Source organism: Ruegeria sp. CH5, assembly GCF_056537025.1.
On record NZ_JBQFQT010000001.1, the window covers coordinates 536348 to 562710 of the forward strand.

Sequence of the window (26363 nt, forward strand, 5' to 3'; positions counted from 1 at the left end):
CCCGCCGGTTCGGTTGGCAGAGCGATGATGTTCAGCGGTTGCGAAACAGCCCGCCCAGGATGCCGCGAACGATGCGGCGTCCTGTGGTTCCCTTCAGCTCTTTGATGACTGCCTCGCTCATGGCAGAGGCAAAGCTGTCCTGCTTTCGGACCGATCGCGCAGACGATCGCCCTACCCTGCTGCCGCTGTATCTGCGCGCCGCCGAATACTCCCGCTCGGACACCGACCGGGTGTCGTCTTGCTCCTCGGGTTCGGCTTCCTCGGCCTCGGCCGCGGCCTTCGCCGCGCGCGCCTGCAGGATTTCGAATGCCGATTTGCGATCTAGAAGCGTTTCGTACTTTCCGGCCATCGGAGACGCCGCCATCACAGCCTTGCGCTCGGCGTCGGTAATCGGGCCCAGTTGTGAACCCGGCGGACGTATCAATGTTCGCTCGACCATACCGGGGGCGCCCTTTCGTTCGAGCATCGAGGCCAACGCCTCGCCCACTCCGACCTCCCGGATCGCGGTTTCCGTGTCGAAGGCCGGGTTTTCCCGATAGGTTTCCGCGGCCAGCCGCAAATTCTTGCGATCCCGCGCGGTGAAGGCGCGCAAAGCATGTTGGACGCGATTGCCCAACTGCCCGAGGATATCTTCGGGAATGTCGGCCGGGTTCTGAGTAATGAAGTAAACCCCAACGCCTTTGGATCGGATCAATCGCGCGACCTGCTCGACCTTGTCCACCAGAACCTTGGGCGCATCGTCGAACAGCAGATGGGCTTCGTCGAAGAAAAAGACCAGCTTGGGCTTGTCGGGATCGCCGACTTCGGGAAGTTCCTCAAACAGTTCGCTCAGCAGCCACAAAAGGAACGTGGCATACAGCCCGGGCGCGCCCATCAGCTTGTCAGAAGCCAGGATGTTGACCATCCCTTGGCCGTTTTCATCCAGGCGCATCAAATCCGACAGTTCGAGCGCGGGCTCACCAAACAGCCGTGCGCCGCCTTGGTTTTCCAACACCAGCAATCGTCGCTGTATGGCACCGATCGAAGCGGTCGAGACATTTCCATAACGCAAGGACAGCTGCGACCGGTTTTCACCAATCCAGACCAGAAGAGCCTGCAGGTCCTTGAGATCTAGCAGCGGCATCCCTTCTTCATCCGCAACCCGGAAGGCGATGTTCAGCACACCTTCCTGCGCTTCGCTCAGGTCCAGAAGCCGGGAAAACAACAGCGGCCCCATCTCGGTAACCGTTGTCCGGACAGGGTGGCCCTGCTCACCGAACAGATCCCAGAACGTGACTGGGCACGCGGCATAGGAATAGTCGGCAAACCCGATGCGCTGGGCGCGGTCCATGAAGGCCTGGTGCAACTTGTGATCGGGGCTACCGGGACGCGCCAGTCCGGACAGGTCACCTTTGACGTCAGACAGGAAAACAGGAACGCCCTGCTGCGAGAACCCTTCTGCCAGGATTTGCAGGGTCACGGTCTTGCCCGTCCCCGTTGCACCGGCAATCAGACCGTGCCGGTTTGCATATTTCAGCGTCAAACCCTGCGGCTGCTTGTATTCAACACCGCCACCGCCGACAAAAACGTTTTCCGTCATATTGATACGTCCCAAAACTTAGCGTCCCGGCACCACCATACAAACTTAACCTTTGACTGCGATAGTGATTTTGCCCGCCTCGCAATTCCCTCGTGTGGTGGGCAAACTTCCTCCCTGTCGACTGGCTGTGCTTTCGGGCACAGCCCTTTTTTTGAAATTGCCAAGTTTCTGCTTGTGGAAACATTAAATTTCGCTGTTAGCAGTTGACCACTGGGTTCGCCTCTCGTAACGTTCGGGCATAACTAAGTCGGCCAGTCCGACGGGGAGATACATTGATTGAAGGGAGCCGTACGTACGGCTCCCTTTGTCGTTTGTACTCAAAGGCTTCTCGGCGTCACTTCAGGTGGCCTCCGATGGGTCGGCGAAAATCCGTCCAATCCCGCGTGCAGCGCGCGCTTTGCAACTGACATGGCCGAGCAGGAATGCTAGAGACGTTTGAAAAAGCTGTATCAGCACAATGAGGCACTGATGATCACCAAACTTGTTCCAGCCACCCTGGTAACGGCTGCATTGCTGGGCTCAGGCGCGTTCGCCCAGGAAGCCACGACTGAAACTCAAGAGCAGAGCCAAGCCGGTCAGACCACGGATACCGGCTCCGACCTGGATCTGGGTCAAAGCGGCCCGCGTGTCGGCGAGCAATATGTCCGCGAGAAGTCAGGCGACTGGGAGATCTCCTGCATCAAGGCGCAATCCGGCGATGACCCCTGTGCGATGGTTCAGATTCTCAACGGTGCGCAGAATGAACCTCTGGCCGAGATCACCGTTGGCAAGCTGCCCGCCGGTGGTGCCGCCGCGGCCTGGGCGAACGTCATTGTTCCTCTGGAAACTCTGCTGCAAGCACAACTGGCCATCTCGATCGATGGCGCACCTCGCAAGCTGTACAACTATCATCACTGTGTTCCGGTCGGTTGTGTTGCGCAGCTGGGTCTGACGCAGGGCGACATTGACGCGATGAAAGCGGGAACGAAGGCTACCATTTCACTGGTGCCCGCACGCGCGCCCGATCAGGTTATCAACATGGATCTGTCGCTGAGCGGATTTACCGCTGCCTTTGACGGCCTGGAGGTCAACACCAACTGATCACGCCAAGATGAATGACCAAAGCCGCCATCCCCCGATGGCGGCTTTTTTCATACCTTCTTGAGGGCCAGCACCGCATTCAGACCGCCAAACGCAAAGGCGTTGCTCAATGCCACATTCACCTCGGCCTCGCGCGCCTCGTTTGGTACGACGTCCAAAGCGCATTCCGGGTCGGGTTCTTCGTACCCTATGGTCGGCGCTATCACGCCGTCACGGACGGCCATGATACAGGCCAACAGTTCAACCGCGCCGGTTCCGCCGATAAGGTGGCCGTGCATGGATTTGGTCGACGAGATCATCAGATCGTCGGCATGGCGTCCGAACACATCCGCGACTGCTGCGCATTCGGTCTTGTCATTGGCGGCGGTTCCGGTGCCGTGGGCGTTGATATAGCCCACGTCACTTGCGTTCAGCCCGGCGTCCTTCAAGGCCCCGGCCATGGCGCGGGCCGCGCCCTGCTTGCTGGGCATTACGATATCCGTCGCGTCCGATGACATCGCATAGCCCGCAACCTCACACAGAATTTCAGCGCCGCGAGCACGCGCATGTTCGTATTCCTCGAATACGAACACACCGGCGCCCTCGCCCTGAACCATGCCATTGCGATTTGCGCTGAACGGCCGGCAGGCGTCCTTCGACATAACCCGAAGGCCTTCCCAGGCCTTGACCCCGCCAAAACACAACATGGATTCCGACCCACCGGTAATCATCGCCGGGGCGGCGCCACTGCGCACCATCTGGAACGCCAGCGCCATCGCGTGGTTGGACGATGCACAGGCCGTCGAAACGGTGAAGCTGGGGCCTTTGAGGTTGTGCTCCATCGAAATGTGGCTTGCCGCCGCGTTGTTCATCAGCTTCGGCACGACGAATGGATGGACCCGGTTCTTCCCGTCTTCGTAGACCGAGCGGTAGTTGTCATCCCAGGTCGAAACACCACCGCCGGCCGTTCCCAGAACGACCCCCGACCGAACGGACAATTCGCCGTGGAACTCCAGCCCCGACTGGTCGATCGCCTCTTTGGCCGCAGTCAGAGTGAATTGCGTGAAACGGTCATACAGCGCCATCTGCTGGCGATTGAACCGGCCCTCTGCCTCGAACCCGCGAACCTGGCCACCAATTTTGATGCTCAGTCGGTCGACGTCACGAAATTCAAGCTCGGAAATGCCGCAACGGCCTTCGCGCATCGCTTCAAGGGTGTCGGGCACGGAATGGCCCAGCGAATTGATCGTGCCAGCGCCGGTGATGACAACCCGTTTCATGACCGCGGATCAAACCTTTTCCGCGACCAGCTTTTCGATCCCGGCAATGATCGCCGCAACATTCGAAATGTCGAAATCACTTGCCGTCGGTTCGTTGGCGTTGAAGGGGATCGAGATGTCGAATTCTTCCTCGATGGCAAAGATGCTTTCAACGAGGCCCATGCTATCGATCCCGAGATCTTCAAGAGAGCTTTCGGGCGTCACGTCGGACGGCTCCAGCACGGCCTGCTCTGCAATGATTGCGATGACGCGGTCGCTGATGCTCATGTCGTTCCCCTGATTGTCGCGTTGCGGTTGATTTAGTCGCTCGACGAGGGTTTGAAAACCGTCTTTTTAAGCGCCTCTACGTCACGGGCCATGCGTGGAAGCCGACGCTGCGCCTTGTAGATTTCGGTGTGCGTTTCCATTTTCACGCCCGGATAGCCCATGATCACACGACCTGCCGGGACATTCGAAAGTATCTTGGTTCCACCGCCCGCGATCACGCCGTCACCGATGAAAATATTGTCGACGACTCCGGTCTGGCCACCCAAAACCACGTTGTTGCCGATCTCGACCGAACCGGACACTCCGGTTTGGCCGCACAGTAGACAGTCTCTGCCGACCTGGGTGTTGTGCCCGACATGAACAAGATTGTCCAACTTGGAGCCGTCTCCGATGACGGTGTTGCGGATCGTACCGTTGTCGATGGTGCAGTTCGCGCCGACCTCGACATTATTGCCGATCTGGACCGCACCGAGCGAATGGATGCGCAACCAGCTCTGCGCCTTGGCGTCTCCGGCGTCGCCCATGGTCTTGCGCACGTTTTCCACCCCGGACACCTCGGGCGTGACAAAGCTGAACCCATCCCCGCCGATCCTCGCTCCGGGCTGCGCAATAAAGCGATCGCCAATCATGGCGCGCGCACCGATGCTGACCATTTCGCGCAACAGGCAGTTCTCGCCCAGCACGACATCCATACCCACGTGGCACTGGGCGCCGATCACCGTTCCGGACCCGATGCGGGTCCGGGGGCCGACAACGGCCAGAGGCCCGATGGACACATCTCCGGCGATCTCGGCCGTCGGGTCCACGACCGCCGAAGGATGGATCCCGGGTGCGACGCCCTGCCCCCGGTCCAGCATCGTGGTAATTCCGGCCATTGCCATACGGGGGCGGCCGACAAACACGGCGCCCTCCAGACCCAGTGCGCGCCAGTCGGCACCTTCCCACAGAACAGCACAACGCGCCTGACCCTCAGCCAGCGCCTCGGCGTATTTCGGAGCCATCGCCATAGCCAAATCGGTCGGACCGGCATCCTTGGGCTCGGCCGCCCTCAGAATCGTCAGGCTGGTGTTTCCCTCGGCCGGCGCCCCCAGAGCATCGGCGATTTGCTGTAAGGTGAACTGCATCGCGGGCTTCCTTGTCGCAGGATTTGCGCCCCGTGCTTACCCCTGAACGTTCGGCAGGGCCACCCCTGCTTTTTGCAGGGCATCCCAAATCTTCTGATCCCGCCCATAGACATCGCGCCGATACTGCACGTCGCCCTTCGGCCCGACGAATGCGGTGCGGTAAATCAGATGAACCGGGACCGGCTGCTTGAGGTCAACCTTGGTTTCACGCCCGGTGCCCAGAACCCTGTGGAAAAAGGCCTTGGGGTCCTCTTCCTGTTTTGCCAGCAAAGCATATGCGAAATCAAAGGGTTGCGCCAAACGAATGCACCCGTGAGAGAAGGCGCGCACTTCGCGTGCGAACAGGCTCTTCTGCGGGGTGTCGTGCAGATAGATGTTGTACTTGTTGGGGAACATGAACTTGACCAGCCCCAAAGCGTTGCTCTGCCCCGGAGGCTGGCGCATCGCAAACGGGAAGCTGCGAGCCGTGAACTGGTTGAAGTCCACAGCATTGCGGTTCACCTGTCGCCCACGCCGATCGGTGATCTCTAGATGCCGTACGGCATTGGGGTTGGCTCGCAACTTCGGCAGGTATTCCTTGGTGATGATCGAGCGCGGCACATGCCAGCTGGGATTGATCACCATGTGTTCCATCACGTCCGAAAACTCGGGGCTTTGACGATCGCTGGTGTTTTTGCCGATCACCGCACGGGTTTCAAATGTCACCCGACCATCGTCGACGATTTTCGCGGAAAAGTCGGCCTGATTGACCAGTACATGCCGTGCACCCCTCTCGCGAGGGAGCCAGCGTTCACGTTCCATCGCAACCATCACCGCCTTGAGCCGATCAGAAGGTGAACGGTTGATTTCGGCAATCGTTCCCTGGCCGGCGACACCATCTGGTTCAAGTCCATGGGCGCGTTGGAAGGCTTGCACCGCGGCCACCATAGAGTCGTCATATTCCGGGCTGGCCGTGGGCTTGAGGAACCCCATCGCAACCAGACGATTACGCAGCTTTAGTACACTCGGCCCTGTATCGCCGCGTTCGTATTTTCCGGTTGGAACGGTCGGCCCCCATTCACCATGTTCGTTCAGTGACTGCAGCGCCATCTTCTGCTTGAGCAGCGCCCGGTACTGACTGGACTGCGGCGGAAGCTGCGCGAGATAAGAGCCGTCGGTGGAATTCATCATCGCCGCAAGATGTTCCGAGGCCGGCTTCCGTTCGACCGCACGCACGAGGCCGGCGTCGATCTGAGCCGGGCGCAGCAGCCCGGACTGAATATCCTGCGCATAGCGGACAAACGCCTCGCTCAGCGCCGCCTCAAGCGCTCCGAGATCGCGGTTTGACCGAGCGCTCTGCATCTTCGCCATCAGGCCATCAACGTCATATCGTTCGGCCGGAAGCCCATGCATCTGGGCATGGGACAATGCTTTGATAAGTGCCGATCGGCGTGCCGCGTGACCAGAGGTAGCACCGACCCAAATCGGCGCGAACTCCTGCTCTCGGTAAAAGGACGCGATTTCCGGGGTTGTCCCTGCGCTTTCCGCGACAGCCATCCGAAACGCGAAACTCTCAGCCTGGGTCGGAGCCGCCTGAACGGATGTGGCCGACACGGCGATGCTTGCGGCAAACAGAAAAATCGTACAGGTCCGACGGACAGAATTCATGGGATAGCCTTGGTTTTCAATAACTTGGAACACTAGTTTTGGCGCCCGACAATTATGTTTCACGCCTCGGGGGATTGTCCACTCACATTTCCAACAGCACATCACACCGCTGGCCCCCTGATGCGCGTTTGCATCGTCTGGAAAAAAACGAAAGGGATTCAGGCCTGTCCGCCACATTTTTTGTCACTTGCGCAGATTTTCGCCGAAAATTCCCCGTAAGAAAGCACAAGACCAAAAGATCACTTGGCGCAAGAATCCCTCTGTGGCATAAAATCCGCATCTGGGATGGGAAAGAATTAAGAAAGCGCACGTAACATCGTGTGCAGGCAGGAACTGTACGGGACGAAACACGCTATGACCAAGAGCAGTACCTCGGGGATGACCCGGCGTGCCCTATTGGGCGCATTCGCGGCAACGGCAGTTGTTGCAGCACCAACCTACTCAAACGCAGCAGGCTTCCTTCGCGGGGGCGGAGACATCCGCAGGATCCGTATGTACTCGGGTCGTACGGGCGAGCGTTTGGATATGATCTACTGGGTCGATGGCAAATACGTCAAAGACGCGGTCAAGGAAATCAACCACTTCATGCGTGATTGGCGCACCGATCAGTCAAAGGACATGGATCTGCGCACGATCGACATCATGGCCGCGGCCCACAAGCTTCTGGATGTGAACGAGCCCTACATGCTGTTGTCGGGCTACCGCTCTCCGCAGACCAACGCCATGCTGCGCCGCCGGTCGCGCGGTGTCGCCAAGAACTCTCTCCATGTAAAAGGCCAGGCTGCGGATCTGCGGCTTGCCTCCCGCTCGGTCTCACAGATGGCCAAGGCAGCCATTTCGTGCCGTGCCGGCGGTGTCGGCCAATACTATGGATCAAATTTCGTGCACATGGACTGCGGCGACGTTCGCTCCTGGCGCGGCTAATACACTACCACTCACCAACCCCGCAAAAAGCCCCGGCGCATCACTGCCCGGGGCTTTTTGCTGCGAAGCGCCCATCTGGCAATAACGGACACAGGCACAGAAGCGCTACGCCTTGAAACTCTGGCAGAAAGTGGCGCACCTGAGAGGATTCGAACCTCTGGCCTCTGCCTTCGGAGGGCAGCGCTCTATCCAGCTGAGCTACAGGTGCGTTGGCCGTTAGCTAACCTTGTTCCGATCCGGGTGCAACTGGATTTTGCATGTCGGAACGCGGTTTAGCGACGAACAATCAGGCAAACAATTCGTGCGCCAGTTCCAGCGCATCGATCAGCGTGTCGACCTCATCGGTGGTGTTGTACAGACCAAAACTCGCGCGGCAGGTGGCCGTAACCCCGAGATAATCCATCAACGGTCCGGCGCAATGGTGCCCCGCCCGAACGGCGACGCCCTTCTTGTCGAGAATGGTGGATACATCGTGTGCGTGGCCCGCACCGTCCAGCGTAAAGCTGAAGATAGCGGCCTTGTCGGGCGTCGTCCCCTGAACCTGCAGCCAGTTCAGCCCGGTCAGGCGCTGCATTGCATAGTCGCGCAAGCCCGCCTCATGGGCCGCGATGTTGTCCATCCCCAAACTCATCATGTAGTCCAGCGCAACGCCCATGCCGATTGTCTGGACGATACCCGGAGTGCCGGCTTCGAATTTCATCGGCGGATCGTTGTAGATCACCCTGTCTTTCGACACTTCCTTGATCATATCGCCTCCTCCGATGAAGGGGCGCATCTCGGCCATGCGTTCCGATTTGATAAAGATCGCGCCGGATCCCGACGGGCCGTACAGCTTGTGTCCGGTAATAGCATAGAAATCACACCCGATATCCTGCAGATCCACCGGCATGTGAACCGCGCCCTGGCTTCCGTCGACCAGCACAGGCACGCCTTTGGCATGGGCGCCTTCGGTGATCGCCTTCACGTCAACCACGGTACCCAGAACGTTGGAACACTGGGTCACCGCCACCAGTTTGGTCTTGGGCCCGATGGCGTCGATCACGGCCTGCGGATCCAGCGCACCACTTGCATCCACGTCCACCCATTTCAGAACGACGCCCTGGCGTTCGCGTAGAAAATGCCAGGGTACGATGTTGGCATGATGCTCCATGACGCTCAGAACAATTTCGTCACCGGCGTGCATCCGCGGCATGGCCCACCCATAGGCGACAAGGTTGATCCCCTCGGTCGTCCCGGAATTCAGGACGATCTCATCCTCATTCGCGACATTCAAAAACCGGGCGACGGTCCCGCGCACGGATTCGTACTTTTCGGTCGCCAGGTTGGACAGGTAGTGCAATCCGCGATGCACGTTCGAATACTCGTGCGCATAGGCATTGGTGACTGCATCTATCACCACCTGAGGTTTCTGCGCCGAGGCCCCATTGTCGAGATACGTCAACGGTTTCCCGTTCACCTCACGCGAGAGGATCGGGAAATCGGCGCGGATTTTCTGGACGTCATACATGAACGAATTCCCTAAACAGGTCCACTTGGAGTCATCAACAGGACGAAAGGTATCGCCAGCAATCCCGAGATGAGGATGACCACGAAGGATTTGCCCAGCGAGTCGAAGTGATGCGCCTGATTGATGAAATGCAGGCTGATGTAGAGGCTGTACAGGCTCATCCCCAGTACGAGGATCAGGAACATCGTCGGCGCAACCATCACCATGACGAAGATGATCAATTGGCCCAGAATCTGCAGGAATTGCAGCCAGACCATCAGCAGCATCATGCCGTCCAGGCTACCGGTGCCGCCAAGCATCCTGCCGACAAAATGAAACGCGAAGATGCCCAAGAGAACGGCCCCGGCCGAAGTCGCCAACGACTGCACGACCGGTTCAAACGCCATATCCAGAGATGGATCAAGCGCCGGAAACACAAGGGTCGACAGTGATTGAGACAAAGCGTTCAGGACAACGACCAGTGCCAGCGCTGTCCAAAGCACATCCCGACCGGGTACTCCGGCCAACAGACGCCTTGCCGCCTCGGCCGGATTTGCCAATGTCAGAACGGCCAGATGTGCCAGAAATGCGGCGTTCATGCCGGCGCCCTTCGTGTTTGAGAAAACCCGGAAAACCAGAACCAGACGAATACCGCAACCCACAGGGCCCCGGTCAGCGTCTGGACAGGACCCGGACCGATGAAACCCGCCACCAGCCCGTTCAACAACACCAGCGGTGATGAGGCGAGGAGAGCCCAGAACAGCGCAAGCCGCGCCTGATAGGACGTGGTTGCACCGCCGAACATACGAGCAATCAGATAAGTTCCCCAGGCAAGGACGTAGAGCAGCAACGGCAGAATGAAGACCGACCCCAGCAGAGCCCCACCCATCAGCATGTTCAGGTCCAGCCCCTCAAGATGGGCCCGACGCGATAGCCCCGGCAACTGCGCGATAAAGCCAATCACACAGAACGCCATGACAAAGGCCAGCGCACGGTCTTCGCGCGGGCCCATGTCCAGCAGCCGACGCACCACCCGACCGGGCCCGCGATACGAGGCGACGATATCGGTGGTCACCGGCATCAGCTGTGCCGCGCCAACCAGCCTTCCAGCCGCGAGACGATGTCCTCGGCCAGCGCTTCGTCTTCGATCTCTTCCACGGCTTCTGCCAAAAAGGCCAGCGTCAGCATGTTGGTCGCGTCCTTGGCCGGAACCCCGCGCGAACGCAGATAGAACATCGCGGTCTCGTCGATCGCACCCGAGGTCGACCCGTGCGAACAGGCCACGTCATCGGCATAGATCTCAAGCTCGGGCTTGGCCAGAAACTGACTGTCGTCATCCAACAGCAAAGACTGGCTGATCTGGTAACCGTCGGTCTTCTGGGCGCCCTCCTTGACCAGGATCTTGCCCTGGAACACGCCGGTCGCGCCGTTGCGCAGAACCTTCTTGAACACCTGACGGCTTTCGCAGTTCACCGCGTCATGGGTGATGAACACCGTGTCGTCATGGTGGAAGTCGCCATCGCCCACACAAGCGCCGGCCACATGCGCCACCGCATCGTCGCCGGTCAGCTCGACCACCTGTTCATTGCGCGTCAGCACACCATTCACGGTCAGGGTAAAGGATTTATAAACGGATTCCTTGCCCAACCGGGTGAACATATGCGTCGCGGCGCGGCGCTGATGGTCCCTGCCCTGCGCCCGGACATGGTGCAGCGTGCCGCCATCGGCGATGTCGATCTCGATGCATTTGTTGAACCGCGAGGCCGCCGGACCATTCTCGAGAATTGTCACCTCGGCGCCACTTTCCACGCGGATCACGTGGTGCAGGATCGCGTCCGAGGTCTCGGAGTCGTGGCGATAGATCAGGCTGATCGGCTTGGACGGTTTGCCGGTCACATGGATCGCCACGCCGTCCTGCGCAAAGGCGGTGTTCAAGGCCGCGAGCGGGCGCTGAACCGGGGTCTGGCCCCTTTCTTCCAGCACGCCATACAGTTGCTTGGCCCAGTGGATGTCCTTGCAGCAGATATCCTCAAGCCGGTCGATGCTCACGCCTTCCAGCGTCAGATCATCGCTGTCCTCGGGGCTGAATACGCCATCGACGAAGACGATCTTCAAGCGGTCAAACCCGTCAAAGACCATCGGCTCGTCGGTGTGGAATACCTCGGCCACCGCAACCTCGGGCGAGATCAGCGTATCGGGTCGCGTGTATTTCCAATACTCGTCGCGCCGCCCGGGCAGACCCATAGCGCGCAGCCGGGCCAGGGCCGCCTCACGCGCTTCGCGGGTGCAGCCGGCTTCGGGCATGCGCAGCGTGGCCAGCCGCGCCTCGGTCGCGGATTGTTTCACATCGGGCAAGGCCATCAGTTCACCTCGGCAAGAATGTCGGCGTAACCGTTGTTTTCGACCTCCAGCGCAAGCTCAGGCCCGCCGGTCTTGACGATCCGGCCATCGGCCATGATGTGCACCACGTCGGGTTTGATGTGGTCCAGCAGGCGCTGATAGTGGGTGATCACCAGAAACCCGCGGCCTTCGTCGCGCAGCGCGTTCACGCCCTCGGCCACCAGCTTCATCGCATCCACGTCCAGGCCCGAGTCGGTCTCGTCCAGGATGCACATCTTGGGCTCGAGCATGGCCATCTGCAGGATTTCGTTGCGCTTCTTCTCACCGCCCGAGAAACCAACGTTCACGGGGCGTTTCAGCATGTCGGCGTCAATCTTTAGCGACTTGGCCTTTTCGCGCACCAGTTTAAGGAAATCCGCAGCCGAGAGTTCTTCCTCGCCGCGCGCCTTGCGCTGGGCGTTCACGGCAGTGCGCAGGAACGTCATGTTGCCCACGCCCGGGATCTCGACCGGGTATTGGAACGCGAGGAACACGCCGGCGGCGGCACGCTCTTCCGGCTCCATCTCCAACAGGTCGGCGCCATCCAGAGTCGCCGAACCCTCGGTGACCTCGTATCCGTCACGGCCCGACAGCACATAGCTGAGCGTCGATTTGCCCGAGCCGTTCGGCCCCATGATCGCGTGTACCTTGCCGGCCTCGACCGTCAGGTCCACGCCCTTGAGGATCTGCTTTTCCTCTTCCTCAAGTTTGACGTGCAGGTTATTGATTTCCAGCATGTTTTGTCCTTTTGCGTATCTTCGGGACGCGCCGGCCCCGGTCTGTTCCTATCCCAGCATCCTGCGCAGCAGCCGCGCCGCGATCCATCCCAGGACCGCCCCGCCGCCGATTGCCCAGACCGGGTTAATGAAATCGGTGTAGTTGACGTTGACATAGGCCACGCCCAGCAGGCCGCCCAGCACCGGCAGCGCATAAGACGCAGCGGTCAGGACATCATCCCTGCGGAAGCGCGGCGAGCGGGCCATCAGCCGACCGAGCCTTCCAGCGAGATCGCGACCAGCTGTTGGGCTTCCATGGCGAACTCCATCGGCAGCGCCTGCAGCACGTCCTTGCAGAAACCGTTGACCACCAGCGCCACGGCTTCTTCCTCGTCCATGCCGCGCTGGCGGCAATAGAACAGCTGATCGTCATCGACCTTCGAGGTGGTGGCCTCGTGCTCGACCCGGCTGCTGTTGTTCTTGACCTCGATATACGGAACGGTATGCGCCCCGCATTTGTCGCCGATCAGCAGGCTGTCGCACTGGGTATAGTTGCGGCTGTTCTTGGCCTTGGGGTGCATCGACACCAGCCCGCGATAGGTGTTCTGGGCCTTGCCCGCGCTGATGCCCTTGGACACGATGCGCGACTTGGTGTTCTTGCCCAAATGTATCATCTTGGTGCCGGTATCGGCCTGCTGCATGTTGTTAGTAATAGCGATCGAGTAAAACTCACCTTGGCTGTCATCACCCCGCAGGATGCAGGACGGGTATTTCCACGTTACGGCACTGCCGGTCTCGACCTGCGTCCACATCACCTTGGACCGGTCACCCCGACAATCGGCACGCTTGGTCACGAAGTTGTAGATGCCGCCCTTGCCGTTCTCGTCACCCGGGAACCAGTTCTGGACGGTCGAGTATTTCACCTCGGCGTCTTCTTCGACGATGATCTCGACCACTGCGGCGTGCAGCTGCGCGGTATCACGCTGCGGCGCGGTGCAGCCTTCCAGATAGGACACGTACGAGCCCTTGTCGGCGATGATCAGAGTGCGTTCGAACTGGCCGGTGTTTTCAGCGTTGATGCGGAAATAGGTGCTCAGCTCCATTGGGCAGCGTACGCCGGGCGGCACATAGACGAACGAGCCGTCCGAGAATACGGCCGAGTTCAGCGTGGCGTAGAAATTGTCCGACACCGGCACCACCGAGCCCAGGTATTTCTTGACCAGTTCAGGGTGTTCCTTGATCGCCTCGGAGATCGAGCAGAAGATGACGCCGGCCTTCTTCAGCTCGGCTTGGAAGGTCGTGCCAACCGAAACCGAGTCGAACACCGCATCCACCGCGACCTTGCGGCCCTCGGCCGGGGCATCCTCGGCACCTTCCACGCCGGCCAGAATCATCTGTTCTTTCAGCGGGATACCGAGCTTCTCGTAAGTGGCCAGCAGTTTCGGATCGACCTCGTCCAGCGACTTGGGCTTGGTCTCCATCGACTTGGGCCGGGCATAGTAATACTGGTCCTGAAAATCAATTTCAGGATAGTGGACCATGGCCCATTTTGGCTCTTCCATCTGGGTCCAACGCTCAAAGGCCTTCAGGCGCCATTCGGTCATCCACTCGGGCTCTTCGTTCTTTTCCGATATCAGCTTGACGATATCGGGGTTCACGCCCTTGGGCGCGTACTCCATCTCGATATCGGTATCCCACCCGTATTTGTAGGTTCCGACCTCGCGCACCGCGTCAACGGTTTCCTGATCGACACCTTCTTTTACCTGGGTCTGGTCCAAAGCGGCCATGTTCCACCCTCCGTCAGATCACGCGGCCCGCGCGCGATGCTTTTTCTCTTTTTCCAGCCACGTCTCGGCGAAACGCAGCACGTCTTCTTCACTCGTCTCGGGGCCCAGCGAAACGCGTACCGCGCTGGCCGCCGTGGCCTCGTCATATCCCATCGCGGTCAGTACCGCGCTTGCCCTCACCTTGCCGCTGGAGCAGGCCGAACCGGCGCTGATCGCAAAGCCCGACAGATCCATCTGCATCACCTGCGTTTCGCCCTTCCAGCCGGGCGTCGCAAAGCACAGGGTGTTGGGCAACCGATCCTGATCTTTCCCGACAAAAATAGTAGATTTAGAACCAGCCTCAAGGGCCTTTTCTAGAATATTTCTAAGTTCTGCAACCTTTTCCCAAACTCCGTTTGCTAGATCCCGCGCCGCTGCTTCAGCCGCAGCGCCGAACCCCGCTATTCCAATGACATTTTCCGTTCCCGACCGGCGCCCCATTTCCTGGCCACCGCCCTTAATCCGGGCCTCCAGATCGGTGCCGCGTTTCATCACCACGGCGCCCGCACCCTTTGGCCCGCCCAGCTTGTGCGCCGAGACCAACGCCATCTGCACGTCCAACCAGTTGAAGGCGATCGGCAATTTCCCGAACGCTTGCGTGGCATCGGTGACGGCCAGACCCTTGGGCAAGGCCTGAATGAGTCCGGTCTCAGAATTGGCGAGCTGCAACGTGGACCGAGCCGGATCGGCAACCGTAACAACGCCTTGGCTGGAAACCGGCAAATCCTCGACAGTCCAGGCCCTTACGGCATCATGTTCGATCGCCGCGCCATGCAGGTCGCGCCCTTCCAAGGCCAGCGCCGCGCCTTCGGTCGACCCGGATGTGAACACGATATCGGCCCCATCCGCCCCAAAGGCCGCGGCCATCTGCGCACGCGCCTTTTCGATGACAGCCTTGGCCGCTCGCCCCTCAGCATGGACCGAGGAGGGGTTCCCGCAGACCTCCATCGCCGCGATCATCGCGTCGCGCGCCTCGGGGCGCAGCCGGGTCGTGGCGTTGTGATCCAGGTAAACACGTCTCATGGACTCACCTTTTCATCCACGGCCACGCCCCTCGAGATTCCCAATCCACTCACCGGTCAATCATCCACGACCGAGAACAGCCCCGGCACCGCCGGACACGGCGCAAGGTCGTTCTGGATCACATCGGACAAGCGTGTCTGGTGCAGGAATACGTAGACATGCGCGCTGAGACTTTCCCACAGGCGGTTGGTCAGCGACTGCGCCCGGCTGCCCGAGGATCCCCCCGACGCCCCGGCCCCCTTGTGCATGGCATCAACTGTTTCATCCACGGCTGACAGAATCTCGACCACGCGGATCTCCGACGCCGGCCGCGCCAAACGATAGCCGCCGCCCGGCCCGCGCACGGATGCAACCAGATCGGCACGGCGCAGCTTGACGAACAGCTGCTCCAGATAGGGCAGCGAAATGTCCTGACGCTCGGAAATCTCTCCCAGGGTCACCAGCGTGTCGGCGGGTTGAAGCGCGATGTCCGCCAACGCCACCATCGCGTAACGGCCCTTGGTTGACAGCTTCATTCTTCGATCCTCGTGGCTTGAACCGCGTGAAAACATTGACGTCGCCGCGGTCAGTGCGTATCTCCGACTGACAGCGTGTTCACGCTGCGATACTCAATTAGAACCGTTCTAAGGTGCCTGACGATAACCGTCAAGTATATCCCGGCGCCCGCGAGAAAAAGACAGGACAACCGCACACATGCCCGAGGTGATTTTTCCCGGACCTGAAGGCCGACTGGAAGGCCGTTACCACCCCCAAAAGGAAAAAGACGCACCGATCGCCATCGTGCTGCACCCGCACCCCCAGTTCGGCGGGACCATGAACAACAAGGTCGTCTACAACCTGCACTACGCGTTCTACAACATGGGCTTTACGGTCCTGCGCTTCAATTTCCGGGGCGTCGGCCGTAGTCAGGGCGAGTATGACCAGGGCGTCGGAGAGCTTAGCGACGCGGCATCGGCGCTGGACTATCTGCAGTCGATGAACAACAACTCGAAACACTGCTGGGTCGCAGGCTTTTCGTTCGGAGCCTGGATCGGCATGCAGTTGCTGATGCGTCGCCCCGAGATCACCGGCTTCATCAGCGTGTCGCCGCCCGCGAACATGTATGATTTTTCGTTCCTTGCCCCCTGCCCCTCGTCCGGGCTGATCATCAACGGAACGGCTGACCGGGTGGCACCGCCGGCGGACACCACCGCACTGGTCGGAAAGCTGCACGAACAGAAGGGTATCACCATCACCCATACCGAGGTTGAAGGAGCCGACCACTTCTTCCAGGGTGAGCACATGGATACGCTGATGACCAACGTGACCGACTACGTCAAACGCCGCCTGACCGAGAACACGCGCTGATGTCCGACACCATCACCATTCTCGCGGCGAAACTGGCCGAGGATACGATGAAGGTCATGGACGAAACCGGCCAAGATCGGTTCTACGTCGAAGTAGGTGACGTGCTTGGCGCAGCCTCCCAATCGCTTGAGGAGGCCTTCCTCACCGAAATCCGCGTCCGGTTGGCCGAGCGCAAGGCGCGGCAATTCCTGATCAAGAGGCTGTCGGATCACCGATCCAAGGTGAAGGCGATCGAAAAGCAATAGGCGCACAAAAAAGGAGCCCGCGGGCTCCTTTTTCGTTTCATTCGTAGCGTTCAAACTGTTGTTGCGCTTGACCTATCAACCAATTTGGCTGCGTCAGTATCGACGGACCCCCCGTCAGCAAGCCACCCAATCGCCACGATTATTGCCGAAGCAAACACGACCGTTTTTGCAAATGTCGTCATGAAACACACTCGTTAAAAAAGTAATCGAAAACGTGGAGTAGTTTACACGCTTTCCGGCCTTGCCATAGTCGGGTTTACCTGACCCTAGGTGAACCAACGAAAGGGGCGGCTGCCTGAATTTCCTTGCGCCGTTTCTGAATTCTGTGCTCAACGTCCCAGCAGATGCATCAAGGGTTGAAGAACCATGCCCCACGCCTACCTGATCCTCCTTCTCGCCGTTATTGCCGAGACAATCGGAACGACCGCATTGCAGGCCAGCCAGCAATTTACCCGGTTCTGGCCCTCGGTGCTGGTGGTGGTGGGCTATGGCTTTGCCTTCTACCTGATGGCGCTGACGCTGAAGGTAATGCCCGTCGGCATCGTTTATGCGATCTGGTCCGGGCTTGGCATCGCTCTGATTGCGCTGATCGGCTTTGTGGTTTTCGGCCAACGGCTGGACTGGCCCGCGGTTCTGGGCCTTGCGATGATTCTGGGCGGCATTCTGGTCATCCACCTCTTTTCGCAAACTGCGGGCCACTGATCGCGCGTTAGGGCTGGTAACTTGTGCCGCGCCGCGTTATGCGCGCGGCAACTTCCCGTTCAAAGGCTGACCTCATGGACATGCGCAACATCGCAATCATCGCTCACGTGGACCACGGTAAAACGACCCTGGTGGACGAGCTTCTGAAACAATCCGGTGCATTCCGGGAAAACCAGGCCGTGGCCGAGCGTGCCATGGACAGCAACGATCTCGAACGTGAACGCGGCATCACCATTCTGGCCAAGGCCACCAGTGTCGAGTGGAAAGGCACGCGCATCAACATCGTTGACACCCCCGGCCACGCCGATTTCGGCGGCGAGGTCGAGCGTATCCTCAGCATGGTCGACGGTGTTGTGCTTCTGGTCGATGCCGCCGAAGGCCCGATGCCCCAGACGAAATTCGTGACATCGAAGGCGCTGGCACTGGGTCTGCGTCCAATCGTGGTGCTGAACAAGGTCGACAAGCCCGATGCCGAGCCCGACCGCGCGCTGGACGAATGCTTTGACCTGTTCGCCAACCTCGGCGCCGACGACGACCAGCTGGATTTCCCTGCCATGTACGCCTCGGGGCGGTCCGGCTGGGCCGATATGGAACTGGACGGCCCACGCAAGGACCTGTCCGCCCTGTTCGATCTAGTAGTCGACCACGTTCCCGCCCCCAAACAAGCTGAGCGCAAGGATGAACCCTTCCGCATGTTGGCGACCACTCTGGGCAGCGACCCGTTCATCGGTCGCATCCTGACCGGCCGCGTCGAAAGCGGCACGCTCAAAGCGGGTGACAGCCTCAAAGCGCTCAGCCGTGACGGCAAGCTGATCGAGAATTTCCGGGCCACCAAGATCCTGGCCTTCCGTGGTCTCAGCCAGCAACCGATCGACGTTGCCGAAGCGGGCGACATCGTAACCATCGCAGGCATGAGCAAGGCCACCGTTGCGGATTCTCTGGTGGCGCCCCAGGTGGATGAGGCCCTGCCCGCCCAGCCGATCGACCCGCCGACTATCACCGTCACCTTCGGTATCAACGACTCGCCGCTGGCGGGGCGTGACGGCAAGAAGGTCCAGTCGCGCGTCATTCGTGACCGCCTGATGAAAGAGGCCGAATCGAACGTGGCGATCCAGATCACGGACACCCCCGGTGGCGAAGCCTTCGAGGTTGCGGGCCGCGGTGAATTGCAGATGGGCGTTCTGATCGAGAACATGCGTCGCGAAGGGTTCGAGCTCAGCATCTCGCGCCCGCAGGTTCTGTTCCGCGAGGAAGACGGCCAACGCCTGGAGCCCATCGAGGAAGTCACCATCGACGTGGATGACGAATTCTCGGGCGCAGTCATCGAAAAGGTGACAGGCGCGCGCAAGGGCGAGTTGGTTGAGATGCGCCCCGCCGGTGTTGGCAAAACCCGCATCATTGCGCATGTCCCGTCGCGTGGCCTGATCGGCTATCACGGTGAATTCCTGACAGACACCCGCGGCACCGGCGTTCTGAACCGCGTGTTCCACGGCTGGGCACCGCACAAGGGCCCGATCCCCGGGCGGCGCGCCGGCGTTCTGATCTCGATGGAGAACGGCCAGGCCGTCGCATACGCGCTGTGGAACCTAGAAGAGCGTGGGCGGATGTTCGTCGGCCCCCAGACCGATGTGTATCAGGGCATGATTATCGGCGAACATTCGCGGGACAATGACCTTGAGGTGAACCCGCTGAAGGGCAAGAAGCTGACCAACGTGCGGGCCAGCGGCTCGGACGATGCCGTTCGCCTGACACCGCATGTCCAGTTCTCGCTGGAGGAGGCCATCGCCTACATCGACGACGATGAGCTGGTCGAAGTAACTCCGAACGCGATCCGACTGCGAAAGCGGTTCCTTGACCCGCACGAACGCAAGCGCATGGCCAAGTCAGCCTGACTTCGGTCCGTTCGATTTTGAACGGGTCGGAAACAATGGCGCGAATGTGACATTTTTGCGTCCATCTGAAACGGTGTTTTCTCAGGGAAGCCATGAATGGTTCATGGCTTCCCTTTTGTTTTACCTGCAATTTCGTCCATAAGATGAGTTAATTCCGCATCGCTATCGCGGTGTTGCCCTTGAAAATGCGACGTGATAGGGGTGTATTTGTGTTCAAAGTGTGTCATCGCCAGGTTGTTCGGTGATGAGTTTAACGAGTTTAAGGAGGCGCGATATGCGCATCAAATCCCGTCTACTGACAATAGTATTTGCTTCAGCTTCATTGCCTCTGATGTCCGGTGGACCTGTTGTCGCCGCGGACAAGTGTACGATCCAGACAGCCCGGCAGTCGGTTTCCACAGAAACCCTGTGTGCCTGTACGGTCGTGGATGCACGGATGCTGCGTTACATCCAGCGTCGTGCCGATTTCGAAGACATTCTTGCCCGCACTTTGCAGACCTGTCCTGCCTTTGCGGCCGTACTGACGGATTTCCCGACCGCGTCGATTGGTACGGTTGATCAAAGATCCGGCGACGGCCCTTCGGAACAGAGCGGGAGCTCAGGCGGTGGTAGCTCCAGCGGCGGTAGCTCCAGCGGTGGCAGCTCCAGTGGAGGCGGTTCCAGTGGTGGCAATCCTCCACCGGCGGCACCTCCGGGAGGTTCAGGCGGTAGCTCCAGTGGTGGCAGCTCCAGCGGTGGTAGCGCCAGCGGTGGTAGCTCAAGCGGCGGCAGCTCCAGTGGTGGGTCCGGCGACGGCGGTGGCAGCTCCAGCGGCGGCAGCTCCAGCGGCGGTTCTGGCGATGGTGGAAGCTCCAGCGGAGGCAGCTCCAGCGGCGGTTCTGGCGATGGTGGAAGCTCCAGCGGAGGCAGCTCCAGCGGCGGTTCTGGCGATGGTGGAAGCTCCAGCGGAGGCAGCTCCAGCGGCGGGTCCGGCGATGGCGGTGGCAGCTCAAGCGGCGGTAGCTCCAGCGGTGGGTCCGGCGATGGTGGTGGCAGCTCAAGCGGCGGTAGCTCCAGCGGCGGCTCCGGCGATGGCGGCTCGGGCGGTGGCGACGGCGGTGACGGCGGCGGCTCCGGCGATGGCGGCTCGGGCGGTGGCGACGGCGGTGACGGCGGCGGCTCGGGTGATGGCGGCTCGGGCGGTGGCGACGGCGGTGACGGCGGCGGCTCGGGTGATGGCGGCTCGGGCGGCGGCGACGGTGGCAGCTCAAGCGGCGGCAACGGTAACGGCGGCGGCAACGGTAACGGCGGCGGCAACGGTAACGGCGGCGGCAACGGTAACGGCGGCGGCGTTAACGGCAATAATGGCGGTGGAAATGGATCGGAAGGCGCAAGCCCTGGTCAGGGCAACAACGCCAACAACGACGAGGACTAACCGCCTTTGGTCGTGATGCCACGTTTGAGTGGCAGTCTGGCATACAAATGACAAAGGGCGATGAATTCATCGCCCTTTTTTGCTGGAGCCTTCAAGAAACTCAAATTCGCTGTTGCTTCTTAGCTTCGCCCGTAGATCCCAACCCAACGCTGGGGCTGTTTCGGGTCCTGCATCCGCAGGAACAAATAGCGTGTGGCCGACCAGGGTTTGATCCGATTGGTCAGGTTGTCCAGCACGAGATCACCTTGATTGGAGCGGTAAACCAGAACCGCGTGAGGGCCGCGGCGGGTGTCCAAAACGGTCGCCAGCAAAAGCTTGTTGGGATCAATTCCAGCCTTGATCAGGTCACGCTTTTTCAGCAGCGCAAAATCCTCGCAATCACCGCCGCGCGATGTTGGCAGGGCCCAACGCTCCCGCGTCTTGTACTGCACTTGGTCCGTGACCTCACGCGTTGTCGCATTGACCTGGGCATTGATTTGCTTGACCAGTCGCAATTCCTGATGGCTGGGCAGCGAAACCGACTTCTTGTTCGCACAAGCCCAAGCATACTGGCGGCACAAGGTCCGTGCGCCCGACGGCGGTGGCGAAGCCGAAAACCCCGAAATGAAAGCTGTCTCTGAAGCGCTGGCTTGTCCTGTCGCAAGAACGGCACCGCCGATCACTCCCAACACACCCAGAGCCAATGTGGCCTTGCTGGCCGCGCGACTTGCCACTGTGTTGAGCCTGTCCAAAACCCGTTTCATGCCTGTCCCTCGATCCCATACGTTCGACTGACTGCCGCTTCTGAGGACCATATTCTGCTTTTGGAAACTATCCGTTAACAGACTGGCTCTGGCAATCCTCGGTCAGGTTGTCGGCAAAAAACGGCGGAAATTCGTAACTCAATATGACCTTTTCCGCGCAAGAAAATGGCGAAGCCTGACACAATTAGAGGTAGAACGTCATAGTTTCGCCGCCACAAAAAAGCTCAACCCATTGAAAGTATGAGGGAAATTTTGTTGCGGGACGTGATCACCGGAACACTATCGGCCCAATTACAGGATCGGCGTCGCAACTTTGGCTGACGTTGCGTCACCCAAAGCGGGTTCCGGAGCCAATCCAAGACCGGATCCGGTTGATTCTCACTCGGTCGTTTCGACGACCAGCAATTCGCGCTCGCTTGCGCCCCGGGCGTGGCTCAGGGCTTCTTGGTATTCAGCCGAGTTGTAACAGGCGACGGCGGCTTCAACCGACGGGAACTTCGCCACGACATTGCGGGGCCGCTCTTTGCCTTCCAGTTGGACATAGCGTCCTGCACGGGCAATGAACGTGCCCCCATGTTTGGAAATGGCCGGGCCGGCAAGCTCGGCGTATTTGCCATAAGCTTCGGCATCAGTAACCGTGACATGTGCAATCCAGAGTGCTGGCATGTTATCCTCCCAAAACCTCTTCCGCGGCCTTGATGGCCGCCGCGGCGTTGGCGGCATCGCGACCACCGCCCTGCGCCATGTCGGGACGCCCGCCGCCGCCCTTGCCGCCCAGTTCCTGCACGGCGGCCTTGACCAGATCGACGGCCGATATCGACTGCGTCAGGTCGCTTGTGACACCGGCAGCAACTGCAGCCTTGCCGCCCGTGTCGGCGATCAGAAGAACGGCGCCCGATCCCAGCCGCGCTTTGTGCTCATCAATGAGGGCCGGCAGATCCTTGCCCGACACACCATTCAGAGCCTGTGCCAGGAACTTGACGCCGTTGATCTCTTTGGCTTCCGCGCCGCCGCCTTGACCGGCTCCACCGGCCATCGCCAGATCGCGGCGCAGTTGCGCCACTTCGTTCTGCAACGACTTGCGCTCGTCCAGCAGAGCTTTGATGCGATCGACGACATCATCCGGCTGCGCCTTCAACTCGGCAGCAATCTGGCCAAGCCGCCGATCCTGCTCGGTCAAGTACCGCAATGCAGAGTCCCCGGTCAGAGCCTCGATCCGCCGCACGCCCGCGCTGCTTGCACTGTCACCCAGAATGACAAAGGTCCCGATATCTCCTGTCTGGCGCACATGCGTACCGCCACACAGTTCGATCGACCAGGTTTGGCCGTCGTGGCCCTTGCCGGTCTGGGCCTTGCCCATCGAGACGACCCGGACTTCGTCGCCGTATTTCTCACCGAACAACGCCTGTGCCCCCAAGGCGCGGGCATCGTCCGGGGTCATGATACGGGTTTCGACCGTCGAGTTCTGACGAATGAACTCATTCACCTCGCGTTCCACGGTCTGCAACTCAGCCTGTGTCAGCGCTTTGGCGTGGCTGAAATCAAACCGCAGACGGTCGGCAGCATTCAACGATCCGCGCTGTGCAACATGATCGCCAAGCGTTTCTCGCAGCGCTTCGTGCAGTAGGTGGGTCGCCGAGTGGTTCGCTCGGATGGCCGAGCGCCGGGCGTGATCGACTTCGAGCTCGACGGCATCACCTTTGGCGATCGCACCGCTGTCCACGACGATCTTGTGTGCATAGACCTTGCCATCCGCGAACTTCCGGGTGTCTTCGACCGTCGCGCTCTGGGTGCGATCTTCAAGACGGCGGATGCTGCCGGAATCGCCAACTTGGCCACCCGCCTCGCCGTAAAAGGGTGTCTGATTTACGACCACCCAGCCGGATCCGCCCTGCTCGATACGGTCTACAAGGTCACCGTCGACCACCAGGGCCACAACCTGACCCTCAGCCACTTCTGTTTCGTAGCCCAGGAAATCGGTCGCACCGCTTGCGTCCAGTATGTCGAACCAGACTGCCTGATCTGCAGCCTCACCCGAACCAGCCCAGGCGGCGCGCGCCTTCGCCTTCTGCTCGGCCATGGCGGTGTCGAATCCGTCGGTATCAACCGTCCGACCTTTTTCGCGCAGGGCATCCTGGGTCAGGTCAAGCGGGAACCCATAGGTGTCATACAGCTTGAAGGCGGCATCCCCGGGCAGTGGCGCCCCGTCCGGCAGGCCCGCCACTTCGTCATCCAGCAGTTTGAGGCCGCGGTCCAGCGTCTGCTTGAACCGGGTTTCCTCCAACAACAACGTCTCTTCGATCAGAGCCTGAGCACGACCCAGCTCGGAATACTGCGCGCCCATCAATTGAACCAGTGTCGGAACAAGCTTGTGCATGACCGGATCCTTGGCGCCCAGAAGATGCGCATGGCGCATGGCCCGGCGCATGATCCGGCGCAGGACATATCCGCGACCATCATTCGAGGGCATGACCCCGTCAGCAATCAGGAAAGAGGTCGACCGCAAGTGGTCGGCAATTACCCGATGGTGCACATTCTGATCGCCATAGGGGCCCACATGCGTGACTTCGGCCGAGGCCTCGATCAGTGTCTTGAAAAGGTCGGTGTCATAGTTGTCATGGCTGCCCTGCAGCAACGCGCCGATCCGTTCCAGACCCATGCCGGTATCGATCGACTGCATGTCCAGTTCACGCATCGAGCCGTCTTCGAACTGCTCGTTCTGCATGAAAACGATATTCCAGATCTCGATGAACCGGTCACCGTCTTCCTCGGCCGATCCCGGAGGTCCGCCCCAGATGTGGTCGCCGTGATCATAGAAGATCTCGGTACAGGGGCCGCAGGGGCCGGTCGGGCCCATCTGCCAGAAATTGTCGCTGGTGGCGATGCGGATGATCCGGTCTTCGGGAACGCCGACTTTCTTCCATATCTCGAACGCCTCGTCATCGGTATGATAGACGGTCGTCAGCAGACGATTCTTGTCGATCCCGAACTCCTTGGTGATCAACTCCCAAGCGAACGGAATCGCTTCCGATTTGAAATAGTCTCCGAACGAGAAGTTGCCCAGCATCTCGAAGAACGTGTGGTGGCGGGCCGTGTAACCGACATTGTCCAGGTCGTTGTGCTTGCCGCCGGCGCGCACGCATTTCTGCGCCGTGGTGGCACGTGTGTAGTCGCGTGTCTCAAGGCCGGTGAACAGGTTCTTGAACTGCACCATGCCCGAGTTAACGAACATCAGCGTCGGGTCGTTGCGCGGCACAAGCGGGCTCGACGCGACCACTTCGTGCCCTTGTTTGGCAAAGTAGTTCAGAAAGGTTGAGCGGATATCGTTCAGCGTGGGCATTGGGCTCTCTCAGCGCGCATTCATGATCTATCGCGACGGTTTAGCCCCCTGCCCGCCGATAGTCCACAGGATTGCTGCAGTGCAAACGAAACAAGGTGAACCCGAGGGCTCACCTTGCCAGTGTTCTCTCTGATCTTCCGATCAGGCTTCGAGGATATCATCCTCATCCGCCGCAGGCGGCATGTCGAAATCAAGCCCGTGCGCGGCACGGATCTTATCCTCGATTTCCAGCGCAACCCGACTGTTGTCCCGCAGGTATTGCTTGGCGTTTTCACGCCCCTGCCCGATCCGCTCATCCCCATAGCTGAACCACGAGCCGGACTTTTCGACCACTCCGGCTTTGACGCCAAGATCCAGCAGTTCGCCCATCTTGCTGATGCCCTCACCATACATGATGTCGAATTCCACCTGCTTGAACGGCGGGGCCACTTTGTTCTTGACCACCTTCACGCGGGTCTGGTTGCCGACCACCTCATCGCGGTCTTTGATCGCGCCGATCCGGCGGATGTCCAGACGGACCGAGCTGTAGAATTTCAGGGCGTTGCCCCCGGTCGTAGTTTCCGGGCTTCCAAACATGACGCCGATCTTCATGCGGATCTGGTTGATGAAAATCACCATGCAGTTGCTGCGGGCGATCGACCCTGTCAGTTTGCGCATCGCCTGGCTCATCAGCCGGGCCTGCACACCCACGTTGCTGTCGCCCATGTCGCCTTCCAGCTCGGATTTCGGCGTCAGCGCCGCCACCGAGTCCACCACGACCATGTTGACCGCCCCGGAACGCACCAGCGTATCGGTGATTTCCAGCGCCTGCTCACCCGTGTCGGGCTGCGAGATCAGCAGTTCATCCAGATCCACCCCCAGCTTGCGGGCGTATTGCGGGTCCAGCGCATGTTCCGCATCGACGAATGCACAGACGCCGCCGCGTTTCTGCTGCTCTGCGATACAATGCAGGGTCAGGGTCGTCTTGCCCGAGCTTTCCGGGCCGTAGATTTCGACAATCCGACCCATCGGAAGTCCGCCGATGCCAAGAGCGATATCCAGCCCAAGTGACCCGGTCGAACTGGCTTCGATCTCCTGCCGGGCACCATCGCCCAGTTTCATGATCGAGCCCTTGCCGAACTGCCGCTCGATCTGCGCCAACGCGCTGTCCAGCGCCTTTTGCTTGTCGGGGTTTTTCTTGTCGTTCATTGTCAGAAGATCCGCCATTGTCCTGTCGCCTTCCCTTTTGTCACACCCATCACCGGGCGGCAATCGCTGCTTTGTTCGCCTCTTGTTCCTTATGAGATCAAAAAGAGAACATTTCAACAAAAACTTTCATTCCTTACCATTCGATGAAGAGGTTAAAAAGTCGTTTACTCAGACCTAGAAAC

General features: G+C 60.0%; 25 protein-coding genes and 1 tRNA gene. 7 read left to right on the top strand and 19 right to left on the bottom strand.

Annotation, left to right across the window (positions count from 1 at the left end):
- Positions 1-31: 31 nt before the first annotated feature.
- The gene (locus ACR0JC_RS02645; protein WP_170339139.1) at positions 32-1579 is read right to left on the bottom strand and encodes a helicase HerA-like domain-containing protein; all 1548 of its coding nucleotides are present in this window, start codon (positions 1577-1579) and stop codon (positions 32-34) included.
- Positions 1580-2047: 468 nt separating this feature from the next.
- Here ACR0JC_RS02645 and ACR0JC_RS02650 point away from each other — a divergent pair, with 468 nt between their 5' ends.
- Positions 2048-2659 carry an invasion associated locus B family protein gene (locus tag ACR0JC_RS02650; protein WP_170339137.1) on the top strand — a complete coding sequence of 204 codons (612 nt, stop codon included), beginning with the start codon at positions 2048-2050 and terminating at the stop codon, positions 2657-2659.
- Positions 2660-2709: 50 nt separating this feature from the next.
- Here the strand turns inward: ACR0JC_RS02650 and ACR0JC_RS02655 are convergent, their stop codons facing one another.
- Genes ACR0JC_RS02655 through ACR0JC_RS02670 form a run of 4 tightly spaced genes read right to left on the bottom strand, consistent with a single transcriptional unit; the run spans position 2710 to position 6956 of the window.
- Positions 2710-3918, bottom strand: coding sequence for a beta-ketoacyl-[acyl-carrier-protein] synthase family protein (locus ACR0JC_RS02655; protein ID WP_170339135.1), 1209 nt, complete (start codon positions 3916-3918; stop codon positions 2710-2712).
- Positions 3919-3927: 9 nt separating this feature from the next.
- Positions 3928-4185, bottom strand: coding sequence for an acyl carrier protein (locus ACR0JC_RS02660; RefSeq protein ID WP_093962086.1), 258 nt, complete (start codon positions 4183-4185; stop codon positions 3928-3930).
- 32 nt (positions 4186-4217) lie between these two features.
- Complete coding sequence (lpxD, locus tag ACR0JC_RS02665) at positions 4218-5309, bottom strand: UDP-3-O-(3-hydroxymyristoyl)glucosamine N-acyltransferase (protein WP_170339132.1); 1092 nt, start codon at positions 5307-5309, stop codon at positions 4218-4220.
- A gap of 36 nt (positions 5310-5345) precedes the next feature.
- Positions 5346-6956 (bottom strand): L,D-transpeptidase family protein, encoded by a 1611-nt coding sequence (locus tag ACR0JC_RS02670; protein WP_170339130.1) that lies wholly within the window; start codon positions 6954-6956, stop codon positions 5346-5348.
- Positions 6957-7310: 354 nt separating this feature from the next.
- On the opposite strand from ACR0JC_RS02670, the gene mepK reads away from it, so the two are divergent.
- Entirely contained in the window at positions 7311-7880 is a 570-nt protein-coding gene (gene mepK / locus ACR0JC_RS02675; RefSeq protein WP_170339128.1) for a peptidoglycan L,D-endopeptidase MepK, read from the top strand.
- 131 nt (positions 7881-8011) lie between these two features.
- Here mepK and ACR0JC_RS02680 read toward each other — a convergent pair.
- From ACR0JC_RS02680 to iscR, 10 genes are all read right to left on the bottom strand, one after another.
- Positions 8012-8088 (bottom strand) — tRNA-Arg (locus ACR0JC_RS02680).
- 78 nt (positions 8089-8166) lie between these two features.
- Complete coding sequence (locus ACR0JC_RS02685) at positions 8167-9387, bottom strand: cysteine desulfurase (RefSeq protein ID WP_170339126.1); 1221 nt, start codon at positions 9385-9387, stop codon at positions 8167-8169.
- A gap of 11 nt (positions 9388-9398) precedes the next feature.
- Positions 9399-9965, bottom strand: a complete 567-nt coding sequence (locus ACR0JC_RS02690; RefSeq protein WP_170339124.1) for a Yip1 family protein — start codon at positions 9963-9965, stop codon at positions 9399-9401.
- Positions 9962-10447: a YIP1 family protein gene (locus ACR0JC_RS02695; RefSeq protein ID WP_170339121.1), complete on the bottom strand. Its 486-nt coding sequence runs from the start codon at positions 10445-10447 to the stop codon at positions 9962-9964. The genes ACR0JC_RS02690 and ACR0JC_RS02695 overlap by 4 nt, the downstream gene beginning before the upstream one ends.
- The gene (gene sufD, locus ACR0JC_RS02700) at positions 10447-11727 is read right to left on the bottom strand and encodes a Fe-S cluster assembly protein SufD (RefSeq protein WP_170339119.1); all 1281 of its coding nucleotides are present in this window, start codon (positions 11725-11727) and stop codon (positions 10447-10449) included. The genes ACR0JC_RS02695 and sufD overlap by 1 nt, the downstream gene beginning before the upstream one ends.
- Positions 11727-12482 carry a Fe-S cluster assembly ATPase SufC gene (gene sufC / locus ACR0JC_RS02705; RefSeq protein ID WP_170339117.1) on the bottom strand — a complete coding sequence of 252 codons (756 nt, stop codon included), beginning with the start codon at positions 12480-12482 and terminating at the stop codon, positions 11727-11729. Before sufC ends, sufD begins: the two co-directional genes overlap by 1 nt.
- Before the next feature lie 48 nt (positions 12483-12530).
- Entirely contained in the window at positions 12531-12728 is a 198-nt protein-coding gene (locus ACR0JC_RS02710) for a hypothetical protein (RefSeq protein ID WP_170339115.1), read from the bottom strand.
- The gene (gene sufB, locus ACR0JC_RS02715; RefSeq protein WP_170339113.1) at positions 12728-14248 is read right to left on the bottom strand and encodes a Fe-S cluster assembly protein SufB; all 1521 of its coding nucleotides are present in this window, start codon (positions 14246-14248) and stop codon (positions 12728-12730) included. Before sufB ends, ACR0JC_RS02710 begins: the two co-directional genes overlap by 1 nt.
- Positions 14249-14266: 18 nt before the next feature.
- The gene (locus ACR0JC_RS02720; RefSeq protein WP_170339111.1) at positions 14267-15310 is read right to left on the bottom strand and encodes a cysteine desulfurase family protein; all 1044 of its coding nucleotides are present in this window, start codon (positions 15308-15310) and stop codon (positions 14267-14269) included.
- Positions 15311-15366: 56 nt separating this feature from the next.
- Positions 15367-15825 carry a Fe-S cluster assembly transcriptional regulator IscR gene (gene iscR, locus ACR0JC_RS02725; RefSeq protein WP_093962098.1) on the bottom strand — a complete coding sequence of 153 codons (459 nt, stop codon included), beginning with the start codon at positions 15823-15825 and terminating at the stop codon, positions 15367-15369.
- Between the two features lie 178 nt (positions 15826-16003).
- On the opposite strand from iscR, the gene ACR0JC_RS02730 reads away from it, so the two are divergent.
- The 5 genes from ACR0JC_RS02730 (at position 16004) to ACR0JC_RS02750 (ending at position 20910) form a co-directional block, all read left to right on the top strand.
- On the top strand, positions 16004-16657 hold the full coding sequence (locus tag ACR0JC_RS02730; RefSeq protein WP_093962099.1) for an alpha/beta hydrolase: 654 nt from the start codon (positions 16004-16006) through the stop codon (positions 16655-16657).
- On the top strand, positions 16657-16902 hold the full coding sequence (locus tag ACR0JC_RS02735) for a hypothetical protein (protein ID WP_093962100.1): 246 nt from the start codon (positions 16657-16659) through the stop codon (positions 16900-16902). The genes ACR0JC_RS02730 and ACR0JC_RS02735 overlap by 1 nt, the downstream gene beginning before the upstream one ends.
- A gap of 366 nt (positions 16903-17268) precedes the next feature.
- A complete protein-coding gene (locus tag ACR0JC_RS02740) occupies positions 17269-17604 on the top strand; it encodes a DMT family transporter (RefSeq protein WP_170339109.1) in 336 nt (111 codons plus the stop codon).
- A gap of 74 nt (positions 17605-17678) precedes the next feature.
- Positions 17679-19496, top strand: coding sequence for a translational GTPase TypA (gene typA, locus ACR0JC_RS02745; protein ID WP_170339107.1), 1818 nt, complete (start codon positions 17679-17681; stop codon positions 19494-19496).
- A 331-nt stretch (positions 19497-19827) separates the two neighbouring features.
- Positions 19828-20910 (top strand): hypothetical protein, encoded by a 1083-nt coding sequence (locus ACR0JC_RS02750; RefSeq protein ID WP_480763153.1) that lies wholly within the window; start codon positions 19828-19830, stop codon positions 20908-20910.
- 119 nt (positions 20911-21029) lie between these two features.
- Here ACR0JC_RS02750 and ACR0JC_RS02755 read toward each other — a convergent pair whose 3' ends face one another.
- The 4 genes from ACR0JC_RS02755 to recA all read right to left on the bottom strand — a co-directional run bounded on the left by ACR0JC_RS02755 (position 21030) and on the right by recA (position 26199).
- On the bottom strand, positions 21030-21653 hold the full coding sequence (locus ACR0JC_RS02755) for a transglutaminase-like cysteine peptidase (RefSeq protein WP_170339104.1): 624 nt from the start codon (positions 21651-21653) through the stop codon (positions 21030-21032).
- 378 nt (positions 21654-22031) lie between these two features.
- On the bottom strand, positions 22032-22319 hold the full coding sequence (locus tag ACR0JC_RS02760; protein WP_093962104.1) for a DUF1330 domain-containing protein: 288 nt from the start codon (positions 22317-22319) through the stop codon (positions 22032-22034).
- A gap of 1 nt (position 22320) precedes the next feature.
- Entirely contained in the window at positions 22321-24993 is a 2673-nt protein-coding gene (gene alaS / locus ACR0JC_RS02765; RefSeq protein ID WP_170339101.1) for an alanine--tRNA ligase, read from the bottom strand.
- Positions 24994-25134: 141 nt separating this feature from the next.
- Entirely contained in the window at positions 25135-26199 is a 1065-nt protein-coding gene (gene recA / locus ACR0JC_RS02770) for a recombinase RecA (protein WP_170339099.1), read from the bottom strand.
- Between the last annotated feature and the right edge of the window lie 164 nt (positions 26200-26363).

What these genes read in the sequence shown, in the direction of transcription:
- typA (WP_170339107.1), top strand. Translation starts at nt 17,679, where the DNA reads ATGGACATGCGCAACATCGCAATCATCGCTCACGTGGACCACGGTAAA.
- ACR0JC_RS02660 (WP_093962086.1), bottom strand. Translation starts at nt 4,185, where the DNA reads ATGAGCATCAGCGACCGCGTCATCGCAATCATTGCAGAGCAGGCCGTG.
- ACR0JC_RS02650 (WP_170339137.1), top strand. Translation starts at nt 2,048, where the DNA reads ATGATCACCAAACTTGTTCCAGCCACCCTGGTAACGGCTGCATTGCTG.
- iscR (WP_093962098.1), bottom strand. Translation starts at nt 15,825, where the DNA reads ATGAAGCTGTCAACCAAGGGCCGTTACGCGATGGTGGCGTTGGCGGAC.
- ACR0JC_RS02760 (WP_093962104.1), bottom strand. Translation starts at nt 22,319, where the DNA reads ATGCCAGCACTCTGGATTGCACATGTCACGGTTACTGATGCCGAAGCT.
- ACR0JC_RS02695 (WP_170339121.1), bottom strand. Translation starts at nt 10,447, where the DNA reads ATGCCGGTGACCACCGATATCGTCGCCTCGTATCGCGGGCCCGGTCGG.
- ACR0JC_RS02645 (WP_170339139.1), bottom strand. Translation starts at nt 1,579, where the DNA reads ATGACGGAAAACGTTTTTGTCGGCGGTGGCGGTGTTGAATACAAGCAG.
- sufC (WP_170339117.1), bottom strand. Translation starts at nt 12,482, where the DNA reads ATGCTGGAAATCAATAACCTGCACGTCAAACTTGAGGAAGAGGAAAAG.
- ACR0JC_RS02730 (WP_093962099.1), top strand. Translation starts at nt 16,004, where the DNA reads ATGCCCGAGGTGATTTTTCCCGGACCTGAAGGCCGACTGGAAGGCCGT.
- recA (WP_170339099.1), bottom strand. Translation starts at nt 26,199, where the DNA reads ATGGCGGATCTTCTGACAATGAACGACAAGAAAAACCCCGACAAGCAA.
- ACR0JC_RS02690 (WP_170339124.1), bottom strand. Translation starts at nt 9,965, where the DNA reads ATGAACGCCGCATTTCTGGCACATCTGGCCGTTCTGACATTGGCAAAT.
- ACR0JC_RS02740 (WP_170339109.1), top strand. Translation starts at nt 17,269, where the DNA reads ATGCCCCACGCCTACCTGATCCTCCTTCTCGCCGTTATTGCCGAGACA.
- ACR0JC_RS02750 (WP_480763153.1), top strand. Translation starts at nt 19,828, where the DNA reads ATGTCCGGTGGACCTGTTGTCGCCGCGGACAAGTGTACGATCCAGACA.
- ACR0JC_RS02735 (WP_093962100.1), top strand. Translation starts at nt 16,657, where the DNA reads ATGTCCGACACCATCACCATTCTCGCGGCGAAACTGGCCGAGGATACG.
- sufB (WP_170339113.1), bottom strand. Translation starts at nt 14,248, where the DNA reads ATGGCCGCTTTGGACCAGACCCAGGTAAAAGAAGGTGTCGATCAGGAA.
- alaS (WP_170339101.1), bottom strand. Translation starts at nt 24,993, where the DNA reads ATGCCCACGCTGAACGATATCCGCTCAACCTTTCTGAACTACTTTGCC.
- ACR0JC_RS02720 (WP_170339111.1), bottom strand. Translation starts at nt 15,310, where the DNA reads ATGAGACGTGTTTACCTGGATCACAACGCCACGACCCGGCTGCGCCCC.
- ACR0JC_RS02670 (WP_170339130.1), bottom strand. Translation starts at nt 6,956, where the DNA reads ATGAATTCTGTCCGTCGGACCTGTACGATTTTTCTGTTTGCCGCAAGC.
- sufD (WP_170339119.1), bottom strand. Translation starts at nt 11,727, where the DNA reads ATGGCCTTGCCCGATGTGAAACAATCCGCGACCGAGGCGCGGCTGGCC.
- ACR0JC_RS02710 (WP_170339115.1), bottom strand. Translation starts at nt 12,728, where the DNA reads ATGGCCCGCTCGCCGCGCTTCCGCAGGGATGATGTCCTGACCGCTGCG.
- mepK (WP_170339128.1), top strand. Translation starts at nt 7,311, where the DNA reads ATGACCAAGAGCAGTACCTCGGGGATGACCCGGCGTGCCCTATTGGGC.
- ACR0JC_RS02755 (WP_170339104.1), bottom strand. Translation starts at nt 21,653, where the DNA reads ATGAAACGGGTTTTGGACAGGCTCAACACAGTGGCAAGTCGCGCGGCC.
- lpxD (WP_170339132.1), bottom strand. Translation starts at nt 5,309, where the DNA reads ATGCAGTTCACCTTACAGCAAATCGCCGATGCTCTGGGGGCGCCGGCC.
- ACR0JC_RS02685 (WP_170339126.1), bottom strand. Translation starts at nt 9,387, where the DNA reads ATGTATGACGTCCAGAAAATCCGCGCCGATTTCCCGATCCTCTCGCGT.
- ACR0JC_RS02655 (WP_170339135.1), bottom strand. Translation starts at nt 3,918, where the DNA reads ATGAAACGGGTTGTCATCACCGGCGCTGGCACGATCAATTCGCTGGGC.